Annotated in this window: 8 protein-coding genes; 1 reads left to right on the top strand and 7 read right to left on the bottom strand. The window is 40.9% G+C overall.

Annotated elements, in window-relative coordinates; genetic code table 11:
- Positions 1-12: 12 nt before the first annotated feature.
- Both ACDQ55_RS05210 and ACDQ55_RS05205 read right to left on the bottom strand, forming a co-directional pair.
- A complete protein-coding gene (locus ACDQ55_RS05210) occupies positions 13-1,089 on the bottom strand; it encodes a hypothetical protein (protein WP_420980121.1) in 1,077 nt (358 codons plus the stop codon).
- A 38-nt stretch (positions 1,090-1,127) separates the two neighbouring features.
- Positions 1,128-3,611, bottom strand: a complete 2,484-nt coding sequence (locus ACDQ55_RS05205) for an SLBB domain-containing protein (protein WP_420980120.1) — start codon at positions 3,609-3,611, stop codon at positions 1,128-1,130.
- A 539-nt stretch (positions 3,612-4,150) separates the two neighbouring features.
- Between ACDQ55_RS05205 and ACDQ55_RS05200 the strand changes: the two genes are divergently transcribed.
- Entirely contained in the window at positions 4,151-4,648 is a 498-nt protein-coding gene (locus ACDQ55_RS05200) for an RNA polymerase sigma factor (protein ID WP_420980119.1), read from the top strand.
- A gap of 44 nt (positions 4,649-4,692) precedes the next feature.
- Here ACDQ55_RS05200 and ACDQ55_RS05195 read toward each other — a convergent pair whose 3' ends face one another.
- The 5 genes from ACDQ55_RS05195 to ACDQ55_RS05175 all read right to left on the bottom strand — a co-directional run bounded on the left by ACDQ55_RS05195 (position 4,693) and on the right by ACDQ55_RS05175 (position 12,582).
- Positions 4,693-5,910 (bottom strand): sterol desaturase family protein, encoded by a 1,218-nt coding sequence (locus tag ACDQ55_RS05195; protein ID WP_420980118.1) that lies wholly within the window; start codon positions 5,908-5,910, stop codon positions 4,693-4,695.
- Between the two features lie 277 nt (positions 5,911-6,187).
- On the bottom strand, positions 6,188-6,364 hold the full coding sequence (locus ACDQ55_RS05190) for an RtcB family protein (protein WP_420980117.1): 177 nt from the start codon (positions 6,362-6,364) through the stop codon (positions 6,188-6,190).
- A gap of 296 nt (positions 6,365-6,660) precedes the next feature.
- Positions 6,661-7,725, bottom strand: coding sequence for an AAA family ATPase (locus ACDQ55_RS05185; RefSeq protein ID WP_420980116.1), 1,065 nt, complete (start codon positions 7,723-7,725; stop codon positions 6,661-6,663).
- 666 nt (positions 7,726-8,391) lie between these two features.
- On the bottom strand, positions 8,392-10,629 hold the full coding sequence (locus ACDQ55_RS05180) for a DUF3857 domain-containing protein (RefSeq protein ID WP_420980115.1): 2,238 nt from the start codon (positions 10,627-10,629) through the stop codon (positions 8,392-8,394).
- 18 nt (positions 10,630-10,647) lie between these two features.
- Positions 10,648-12,582, bottom strand: a complete 1,935-nt coding sequence (locus ACDQ55_RS05175; protein WP_420980114.1) for a transglutaminase domain-containing protein — start codon at positions 12,580-12,582, stop codon at positions 10,648-10,650.
- Positions 12,583-12,627 lie beyond the last annotated feature (45 nt).

The raw sequence follows: 12,627 nt of genomic DNA, 5'->3' as shown, positions 1-12,627 counted from the left end.
TAATAATTGGGATTATTGCATGATATTTCTATAAATTTTCACAATGATTAAGCCCATACAAGCAATAAGCGAAAAAAAGAACCCACCAAACAGAATTCCTTTAAGTTTACCCAAACGCTCTTGAGGTAATGGGAAACGTGGTAAGTCTACCAATTGAATCAATGGTGTTTCCTGAGCCATTGCGATTTTGCTCAGTTCCAGATTTTTCAATACCTCGCCGTACATAGTTTGCAATACTACTTTATCCCTTGAGCCTAACTCTGCTCCTACAGTAGCTAACCTTCTAGCAGGATTCAGATTCAAATCCTGCGAAGCAGCAACTGCATAAGTCTTCTTGTCTAACAACGCTTCTAGGGAATCGGCTTTATTTTGCAAAACAGCTACGCTGGCTTTAGATCGTTTCGTTTTGGTAGTAACATAAAAATCTATCGCCTCATTCACCAATCGTTCTGTAAATACTTTAGAAAAAATTTGATTGGTAGAAAGACATTTAACTATAATAAATCCCAACTTTTTATCAGGCTTCGCTACGCTTAGGTTAGTTTTGAGCAACTGTTTATAGATAATAAAAAGGATACTATCCTGTACTAGGTCTAAGTTCCTTTCTCCAGTCACAATAGGCAGATGCAAATTCTCCAACTTTCTATTATGCTTCCATTGTTTTCTTAAACCACTTGATTCAATATAGAGGTCGCCAAGGCTTATTGACGTGCTATCTGAAATAGCCGGGGAAAGTAACACCTTCTCTACCATTAGCCTTGTCTTCAGAAACTCTAATATATTATCTCCAGAAAATACCCCACTTGCACCTGAGCCACCTAAATCAATTCCAAACTGACTTGCTAACCCAGCATATGCCCCCAATGTATTAGATTTGCCTTCTTCCATGACAAAAGAAAGCTCTGCCACATAATTGCTTTTTTTAGATAAAGCATATAATAAACCGAGCGTACCACCTATCACAAGAAAAATCAAAATAATAACCCACTTTTGCAATAAATAGGTACACCAATCTTTTACTATTAAAATAACCTCTTTGATGGACATATCGGTAGGCATATTTGCTTCCTTATATTGTGGTGTTTCCATATCTGTATCTGCTTATCTGCTCACTTAGTAAATCACAATTACCTAACTGTATTCAATATAGTTACAATCACCAATGCCAGTGAAGCTAATCCACTTGCAATAGCTACCCCTTCCTGCCCGTTCAACCCTTTTCTTTCCCTTCTTGTAGGCACATAAATTTCTGCACCTGGTTTCACTTTAGGATAAGCATTAAAGAAAAAAACCTTTCGGGTATTCTTAACTTCACCATTTGCATATACGATATAGCTTCTTCTTCTCAACGCTTGAGAAGTAAACCCACCGGATCCACGCACATAATCCCTGAATTTATATACGCCGTCGTACCTTATTTTCTTTGGAAAATACACTTCTCCGAACAGCTGTACTGTTTGCAATCTCTTAGGCACCTTGATGATGTCTCCTTCTTCCAATAGTAAATCATATTTGGAACCTGGATGTTTCAATATATGATCCAGGTTGATACCGAGCAACTGCTCATGCCTGGCAACCGCCCCTTTCATCCGCTTAATATCAGAACTATCCTGCAGTTTATTATAAAACACTTCCAGTTTATTCGTCATCAGCAAGCTATCCCCCTCATTTAAAAAAGTTCTTCTTAGCATCACAGCCCCTTCTGCATAAGCCTCCGGGCGCAAACCACCTGTTCGTCTAACCAGATCTGAAATCCGTTCAGAACGATTGTTGATCGTATACTCTCCTGGATATACCACTTCTCCAGAAATATGCACATTGGCTTGTATTGCATATACAGGCGACCGGCGGATCAAAACTTCATCGAATGGCTGCAATACAAATCCCTTGGCATCTGGAGCGCTACTGAGATCCGTATTTACGTCGAACTGTTTAACGATAGCTTTGGTGCTATCCTCTGGATTATATGTACCACTTCGTATTCTACGGGAAATCTCTATCCGCTTTACAGAAGCCGCGTCAGTGAGACCTCCCGCTAATAAAATAAGATCTTCCAAGTGCATGCTATCACCATAATTAAAGTATCCAGGATTATTAATCTGGCCTTCAATTCTTACGTAATAAGCCTCCCGTAGTTCCAGCTTTGAATAGATAATTACACTGTCTTCTTTTTCTAACGCTACACTGCTTTTTCCTTCAATTGCATCTTGTACACTAAAATTAATATAAGCAGGCGTAAAATCAGGCTGCAAACGCCTGATTAACCCTCTGGATAAAGCGGCTACTTCCTTTACACCATCCGCTCTTTTTATCAGATCCGATACGGTCATATTATCTTCCAGGGCATAATTCCCGGGATGAAATACAGCTCCGGTAATGGTTACACGGTTACTAAACCTCTTTAATATAGAATCTACGAAAAACTGATCACCGGATTTTAATCTGAAACTGCCAATTTCACTGGCAGAAACATTCACTACTTCCCATTCTTTATTATTCACCCTGTACGCACGTATATTATCCCGGAAAGAAATATCCGTATAACCGCCAGCGTAATCGATGATCTGCTGCAAGGTTTCATTTTCCTTTGCCTCAAAAATAGCAGGCCTTTTTACTTCTCCAGACAGTTCTACTCTGGTTTTATAAGGGTTTACTTTCACAATATCCTGGTCCTGCAAAATAATATTATTACTCAGGTCTCCATTGCTCAAAAAGGCGTACAAATCGAATGTAGCAACAGACTGGCCATTCCGGATCACCTGTATATCACGGAAAGAACCATTTTCATTGGGCCCTCCGGATACATATAACGCATTGGCCACAGATGCCAGGGAAGGAATAGTATAGGAGCCTGGCCTTACTACTTCTCCTATCAATAATACCCGGATACTCCTGATATTTCCCAGGGTGATCTGAACAAAGGTGTTTCCGGCTTTTATTCCGCCGTATATAGTAGACAGTTGTTTAGTGATCCGGACCTTTGCCTCTTCCATGGTAAGCCCGTTCACATACACAGGACCCAGATTGGGAATACGCAAATAGCCATCCGGCGTAACTTTCAACCGGTGCTGCACTTCGGAATAACCGTATACGTCAATCATTACCTCGTCATCGGCTGCCAACCGGTAATTAGGAGGAGTTGGCATCCTCAGGTTGGGTTCAAACGTTAAATTTGTATTAGAGAAAAGTTCTGATCCGAAAATATGTTTGGTTTTAGGCTCACCCTCCCGGTATTGCCTCTTTTTATTCCTGTAACTACTGGTATCACCATCGGGGCCGTAATCTACATTCCTGCTACCATATTGGTCCTCCTTATTGTTTCTTGCACCAGACGATCCGTTTAATTCTTTGTCAAGCCCCAACTGTTCTATCCTTGCTTTTAATTTGGATACTTCTGCTGCCGGAATCCCTTTTTGTTGGGCATAGGTATCAATATCATCCATGCCCAGCTTATTCTTCTTCATCTCCGCTACAATCTGCCGGATCTGGTCATCACTGAAATTGTCTATTTTAACCTGGGAAGCCTGATCTTTAGAAAATGATGGGACCTGCGCCACTGCACAATAACCAATTAACAAGAACAGTTGGACCAACAAAAATTTTCTTAACATGTATAATAGGATATAAAACTTCTCGAATACATTTTTGGGAACAGTTTCGCTATGGCTCCCGCCAAATAAGGTGCAAATCTATTAAAAATAACATATAAATATAAGCTACCCCTGAATTCCTAACACTTTTATGCTGAAATCTTTATGATCTATTTATCATGCTCTTACATAATAAACAGGCAACCTACCACAATCCAAGGTAATAAAATAGCTTATATACTAATTTTAAGACGATTATAATATATAAAATTGTAAAATACAATAAATCTCTGCCATTACAAACCCTTTCCCTACCGTTTACGTTTATTTTATTAGAGAGGCCATTGATATTACCTGTTGAGAAAATTCTATTTCACTACTTAAACTACCACTGTTTTTATCGATCTAAGTATCTAGTTATTGGCATTAGATAGAATCGTTTGAGAATCAGTTCAGATCACTAGAAAAAGTTATGTATTAGACCTCCCCCTCAATACAAGTGGGATGTCTTTTCTACCCCTTCTTTTTGTTTAAATTAGTCAAGGCAAAACTTAAACATTATGTCCTCTGTTGAATTTAACACCTTGCTTATCGGAAATGCAGATTTCCTGAAACCCTTCGCTTTCACGTTGACTAAAGACACCGAACAGGCAAAAGATCTCTATCAGGAAACCCTTTTCAGAGCCCTCTCCAACCAGGAGAAGTATCTGGAAGGCACCAACATCCGGGCATGGTTGTTTACGATTATGCGTAACATCTTCATCAACCATTACCGGAAATCATTAAAGCACCGCATGGTAGGAGAACCTAGTGGCAATGAGTTCATTAACAATTATGAACAACATTCCGTTAGCAACAAAGCGGCTTCCAATTTACAGTTGAAAGACATTAACGTGGCGGTATACCACCTGCCCAGCATCTTTAAAAAACCGTTTATGCTCTATTATGAAGGGTACAAATACTTTGAGATCGCAGACATTCTGCAGGAACCGCTGGGCACCATCAAAAGCAGGATACACTTTGCCCGGAAAATCTTGAAAAATCAAGTCCCCAGATAAGTAGACCTCCTATCCAGCAGGCTCTGCAGTAATATGCCTATAACTCAGGAACGGGTATAACCATATACCAGCCGCAGATAATGTTCTTTCAGGTGAGACTGGAAGTAGGCCCCCATGATCATAATAATGGCGGCGGCGCATAAGAGGGCTGGATGTGGCCAATAATAATACCCCACCAGGCATATTACCAGGTAACGGGCATACTCCAGATAAAACACCCATTTCTTTTGCTCCATAATGGCACCGCAGTTGATCAGCGTAAGCAATATCAACAACGTAACACATACCTGTATAAACACTGGTATGTAATGCTCCAATAAAAGAAAGGTAAACAACAAGGTAAGTGTGGCTACTATCTGCCACAGTACATAACTATACAGTTTGGGCGTTTCCGTAACATCCTGGTTACGGAGCAGTAATTTTTCTTCCAACACCTGCCGGGCAGTGGGATCTATATAATCCGGCTTACCAAAAATAATACGCAACTTATTCCGCCACCCCTTCGCCTGCCGGGCAGAATAAAATAATTCCAGTATAAAATGGAAATGTTGCCATAAAAAACTATTGCTTTCCAATGGTTTAGTTAAACCATATACCGGCTCCTCCTCCTCTTTTACAAACGTGCCAAATAACTTATCCCAAATAATAAACACATCTCCGTAATTCTTATCAAGATACTTAGGATTACTTGCATGATGCACCCGGTGGTGCGAGGGCGTTACAAAAATATATTCCAATATGCCCAGCTTCCCAATAGTACGGGTATGAATAAAAAATGGGTACAGCCCATGTACCAGTAACATACTGGTAATCATAGCAGGCGGGAAACCTATTACCGGCAATACCGCCCAGAAACCAGTACGGATAAACGCCTGAAAAACGGTTATACGGGCCGATACTGTATAATTGAATTCCTCACTCTGGTGGTGCACCACATGGGCGCTCCAAAATAAAGACACTTCGTGCGCCAAACGGTGGTACCAATACCAAATAAAGTCTGTGCAGATCAATAAAGCCACCCATAATAACACACTGGATTTAATATCAAACAAAGCGAAATGCCGGTATAAATAATCATACACAAAGTAAAAAAGACCTACTGTAAATGTGTCCAATAGCCGCTCTGCAATGCCTATACTCAGGTTACTCACAGAATCATTGAACTTGAAATAGGTTTTTCCCTTTTTCCGCGCCACCAGATATTCCAATCCGATAAAGGTCAGAAAAAATGGAACTGCTAAAGCCAGGTAATTTAGATGCACTTTATTGAATTTTTAATCCGGAAATAACAAGACATAGGCCGGTACATGGCACCAGCACATGTATCAGATAACTCATTAAAAATGTTGGCGGTGGTAAATTTTCACAATGATAAGTAATATAATTAAAATATCCTACCATTTTAATAGACTAATAACAAGAAAGGCGAAAAACAACTGCTGTTGTTTCCCGCCTTTGCCCATTGCATACCCGTTTTAACTTAATCCTCTGCAGGCCCTCCCTCTGCCATCCTCATTATCTTCGGCACAAAATGGCTCACTACTTCCACCAGCGAGCCATTACCACTTCAATATCCTTATAAGCACTAGGCGCCTCATCCAATCCGCCCCCTATCAGGGTTACGCCATGCGCCCGCAGTCCCGCCTGGGTGATCAACTTCGCCGCCCGCGTACGCGACATCCGCCGGCCCGCTCCATGAGACGCTAGGTGATGCACTTCATCCGGTAAAGGACACAGCTTTTTCGCTAACTGCGTGTAATGCCCGGCAATCTGCGCTCCTAGCCCCCTGGAAGCTGGAAAAAATATTCCTTTATAAGGCTTAAAACTATACGATAAACAGGCCCTGATGGAAATCCTACTTCCAGTAATAATTGACCGTTGATAATTGTTTCCGATATATAGGGATTAATTTATACAATGTTTTATTTAATTAAAATGGTTGGCAGGGAACCTATGTTTGGATGCCGATCTGAATTCCCTCAACATGCTTATATATAAAGATAAATAGGTCATCATATTACTTCTTCTATTATACTTGTTCTAAACCCGATCACGTTTTGCCTTCTTTCATAAGAAGGTTCGTGTTGATTGGCAATTTCCGCCACGCTCATTGGCCGGTTAACAATGGTATCAAATCCCATATGTTTAGACAGTTGCTGCGCCTTTGCCACGGACAACCGTTTAAACTCATACTTGGCAATGAGGCGGCCCTTACGCAGCAAAGCACTATCTATAGCAGACAAATCGCTGTTAAAGGAACAAACCAATTGTATGTTTAAACAGTCGGCTAATAAGCCGTCCGATAAATTCAACAGGTTAGATACTGATGAATTGCCGGAGAACTTACGGTCCATGATCACATTCTCTGCATCCTCAATAATCACTACACAGTTAGGATTATCTATGAGCAGCTCCATGAATTCCGGATTCATAATATTAGTAGCCAAATCCGGAGATACAAACAACACCCGCTTCTTTATCCTACCGATCAGATAACGGAGGTAAGTAGTTTTACCCGTGCCTGGCAGTCCATGCAATAGCACAATACCTTTATCCTTATCCTTCTTTAAACGTTGTTGTACAACTTTATCTATCGCTTTAAAATCATCTTCATAAAACAACCCAATATCCAGTTTGGTACGCTTTATTTCCAGACTTTTCAGCTCCAGTCCTTTACGCCCGCTGGTGATCAGATTGATTTCGTGTGGCTCCCGGCGCTGCTTTTCTTTAAATCGTGTAACCATATCCGTTACCTCCTTTACAAATGCCGGATGTTGGTTATCATGCAATATTTCACACCAGGAAGACCAAAAGGCTACTACACAATTGTTTTGCAGTATCATTTGGGTCTGATTATGCTTATAGCGTTTCTTCTTATTATCATAATCAGTATACCGGTGTGTACGTACAATTATATCTGCATATTTCTGTGCAAAGGTGGCAGCTGCCTTTTCCCCGTCTATTTCATATACATTATTGATATCAGGTATAATATTAAAATTCAACGTATATACGCCTTTCGGATCAAAATATTCACCGTCTGTAATGTCTATATTATTATTAACGCTATGCTTCATAAATGTTATCCTTTTAAGTCCCTGATAACGATTTACCAGGGCTATGGCAGCCCTGCGTAAATCGCGCTTATCATGGGGTAAATTACAGGTTATCCTTCTGATAACCTGATTGTTGGGGGTTAAAATGCAAACAGAGACGAAAAAAAACATCTTTAAAGGAGTTGAAAGCGGAGCAGGATTACTCCGCCTGCCTGTTTTTTATGTACCTCCTCAAATAATCTCTTGTATTACCATCAAAAAAAACCCGGTCTGTTGTTACACGGACCGGGCTATTAACGTTAACGTATATACTACGTTAAGGCATACCTTATCCGTTTAGCATCCGCCGAGGCGATGCTATCCATAAACCATTCACTGTAGCGGTTTTGAACCCGTTTGGTAATTGCTGGTAAATTCATTCCTGTTATAGGCTATAACAAAAAAGCCCGGATCATGCGACCCGGGCTTTCTGTTATATTTACAAATATTTTTGATCTACCTGTAACCATAAAACGCCCGGAACCCGCCGCTACCTTGCACCATGCAAGGAATTGCGTTGTCCGTATGTAGTTGAAAGCGTTTCATGATTGTAAGTTTCTTTTATTAATATTTTTTTTGCGACACAAATATAAGCTGATATATTTTGATAATGCAAATTTTCTAACAAAATATTCTCAACTTTCTTTATCAAGACTTCTTGAGCAATACTTTTTGATTGTAGAAATCCGTTGCTGCATCTATTATCTGAAGCAAATTATTCCACTTGGCAACAGGTTCAAAGTTGTTCTTGTAAGCCTTTCTGATATGCAGTTTCAACTTATCTGGTGCCACTGTAGCTTGTACAGTGAAAGAACCGCTCTCGTTATCTATTTCCTTGTTTAATTTATCTGCGCCCACTAACGTATAGTCGCTAGGTATAGTTATCTCAATATCATATTCAAAACTGCGCGCAAACGGCATGTATACATCTACTTTACGGTCGCGCTGCTCAGTTTTTACTTTTAGTGGCTCACCGATGAGTTTTCCCGCATCCAGAATATAGTTATTACCTGCTTTCTTTACAAGTCCGTCCAGCGTAAAAGAAGTAGCATATACGAAATCAGGCTTGTCATGTCTCAACCCTTGTTGATTAATTTTGAAACTCACCAGTTCTGTGGGCTTCACATCAAACTGTTCCTGTACTTCTTCCATAAACTGATCTTTCTGCGCCTTTTTGGCCTCAGCAAAGGCATTGGCGTATTCTTCTGCCAACTTACGTTCTGCTTTGTTATCATCCAGTTCTTCCATAAAGCTATTGCGTAGCCCTAATGCCTTCCTTTCCGATTCGTAATAATCCTGGAACAATAACAACCGCCTTTGCTCCCCTACCCTCAAACTTCCTTTTAATGTGGTTTGCCGGTTTACTTTCAGTAACTGCATATCATCGTCCAAAGAAATTTTCAGTTGTTCTATTTGCTTATTATCATCTGCAGTAGAAGTACCAACCTTTATTTCATCGTAGGTTTTCAGTTCATGCCGGCGCTTATCATATTTTTTCAGATCAATTACCGGTGCAACCTGCTTCTCATATTCCGGAGCAATATAGGCGCAGTTACTGAATACGCCATCCGCACTCATGAAGATAGGTTTTGGACCTTGCGTTTTCAACATATATTCGTAATCGCCGTTATTTAATACTTCTTCCTGGCCCGGTCCATAACGAGAGGTTACCAGTACAAATTCTACCGGCACATCCATCCTTCGCATAGCATCTTGCAGGAAGAAAATGAATTTTTTATTATCTGGCTGAATGTAATTCCTCTCTGTACCTACCATAATCTTATCGGTGAAATTCACTTTATAGAAGGCCAGGAAACGGAAAGCATAATACACGTAATAGGCCAAACTGTCGTCTGGAATTTCCTTTCCCCTCTCCCGCTTATATTGTTTCATCATATCATGGATATCCTTATTCCAGTGGCCCCCGCCAGCTGCCCACAGGTTCCAGCCGTCGGTGATAATATCTTTTAAGATAGATTCCTTTATTTCCTGCTGGCTGGGATTGCGGCGTACTTCCCCAGCCGACTGCCCCGCCTCCAAACGGGTGCCAAAAAGAATATCCATCCGGATCATAGGTATCTGCCGGTAGGGCGACATCCACAAGTCTACTGGTAAACTAGGCAGGTTTCTAACGAGCAGGTCCATCACATTGCCATCATCATCCCGCTTGATTTTCAGGTCAGGCGCACCATTAGAAGCACGATACCTTACAAAATATTTATCGCTGATTTCGCAATGCACGGAATATTGCATAACCGGCTTATCATCTCCCAATATAAAAACCTGTTGATCTATGGGACTGTTCACATCTTTCTGCTCTTCCACTCTTACAAAATAATCAATGATATCGCCTACTTGCAGATCTGGGATAGCCAACTTACTTTTTTGTTGTTTTTTATCATCTTCTTCGTTTACGATCTCTTCATCTACATTTACTTCTTTCTGGCTACCATCAGGCTTTATAACACGAACACCCACAATAGTAGTGGTTAATCCGCGATGAAAGTAAGTGTTCAGGCTTTGAAGCTTCTTGAAACTAAATTCAGAATATTCATCCAAGGCAGCTTTATCGTTCAGTTTTACCATTTCACGAACGGTATTGCTGTAAAAGATGTCTTTCTTTATTTTAAAGCCAACGCCAATATACTTTAGCTTTTTAGTACTGGAAGTCTTTACATCCACATGCTTGGCAATTACCACGGCAGAGGATTTATTGTCGGTAACGGCTGGGGGATTTTTAAACGCTGGAATATCCCAGGCCCACACTTCCTGTCTTACGGCAGTGGCGCGTTCTTTATACTCCCGGAAATCTTTGGCTTTCTGTGCATATCCCCATTGCTGCAATAACAGCGCAATGATGGCACAGCATAAAATTTTTGCTCTCATGGTATAGGTATGTAGGTATTACTTTTTAGCGAATGTTATTTGTTCGAGATAAGCTTTATCCAGGGCTCGGATATCAGCATTCCACTGCCCGAATCCGGATTTGGGTAACCAGGGGTTTTTAATAATCAATTCTTTATGATAAAGGATTTGGGAACCGTTTACTTTGTAAGAGATATTAAACGAATAACCGTCGCGGTCTATTTTCAGACCTGCCGGCAGAGTGGTTACCTTATAACCCGCCGGTACTTCCAGGGTCGTTTCATTTACCACATGATGCTTATAGTAAAACAACATATCATTTTCCCGCTTGGCAGTATCTATCGTGTAACCAGACATTTCCTTGCGGTAATCCATTTCTGCATATAATTCATCTCCGAAAGCGGTAACCGCTTCCTGGAACTCCAGGTCGTACTGTATATCCAACCCGTTATCCCAATAATTGATATCTGATGTTTGCAAATTATTGATCTGGTACTTGTTATTACTTTCTGTAAGATATTGGCGAAGGGCATCTTGTAATTTTTCTTTTTTGATACCATGCACCTGGGTAAGCAAGAACTCTTTGCTTTCTCCATCCCACTGCTGGTGGACCTTTCCGGCTAAGTTAGTCCCATCTACGCGTAGGGTTCTTTTTTCAATAGCTGTATTCTGTTCCCAATTACGCAGAGGAATACGGTCAAGTATAAACGATTCCCCATCTTCTATCATTACCTGCCGGCCCTGTATACGCTGAGCGTACTGGTTGGGGCCAATATAGGTTTCGGTAGCGTCCAGGAAGTAGCGCTTTCCCTTATAGTTGAGCGCACAGATCATGTGATTGTCTACTGCCAATGAAGGAATAGCATAATCATAAGCAATATGATCAGTACCAATCCAACAAAGCCGGGCATCAAAGCCGAGTGCTTTCAGCAGGCCCCGTGTAAGGTTAGCCATACCTTTACAGTCGCCGTATTTATGTTGCAGCACCAACTGGGCTTTCTCTGGTTTAAAGCCGGCAATGCCATCTTCAAAAGCGATGTAGCGAATATTATCCTGCATCCAATGGTATACGGCGTTAATCTTACCTGTATCTGAAGAAATGCCTTTGGTGATCTCCAATGCTTTGGCTTTAAGAATAACTTCATCATCGCCAATCTGCTTTACCAAACTGTGATACCAGGCATAGAGATCGGCCGTGGTATTAAAAAAATTGGTTTTACCACCTTTCAGTTCTGCGTACTTACTCAATACCAGCAGGTGTGGATAAACATAAGAAGGTCCGGGGGCATTTTTTTCAGTTACCTTGGCAGGCAGCTTTGTAGCTGTGTAAGTATATACATCTTCATCCCGCTTGCTGTCGTATACCACCGTTTTACGGATGTTGTAAGCTTTAAGGTTCATCTCTTTGATCTCTACCTTCATCCAGCGGGGCACTACCAACTGCACTTCATGTTTGTCGATATCATAGCTATCCGTAAAATAGATAGCAGTGAAATAGCGGGGATCGAGCGTAGTTTTATCCAGCTCTACGGAGCTTTCTTCTCCTTTTTGTTCCAATGGTACTTCCATGGTGCATACACGTGCATCAGAATAAAAAATACCATCTACTGTATAGTTCTGGAAAGCAGGCTTGATCATTTTATTACGCTTCCCACTTACAATAGCGCGTACTTCATCTATCCGGCTTTTATCGTCATAAAACTCCACGAAAGGCACAGTAGTCCGGAACTGGTTACACCGGTAGGTGACTGCTGAATTTTGATGGATATTGACTGGGTAGTCTTTATCGCCGGTTATAAATTCATAGCGTTCCAGGTAGGTACTGATCGCAATGTTTTTCTCGTCTTTTCCGGGAATAGCAACAGGAATGTTTTTACTGGCTACAGGCGGATGTAATTTCTTAATAGCTAAAGCATTAGACGCATTGCACCACAATGCGATGAGCAAGCACAGGTAACGGGGATTTCGGGTCATATTTGGGTACTGGTTAGCAGTAGTACATAAAGGTAAAATCAAATT

Origin of the sequence: Chitinophaga sp. 30R24 (assembly GCF_049056765.1) — a bacterium.
Lineage (GTDB): Bacteria > Bacteroidota > Bacteroidia > Chitinophagales > Chitinophagaceae > Chitinophaga.
Note: the sequence above shows the minus strand (reverse complement) of the source record. Positions and strands in the feature narration are given on the sequence as shown.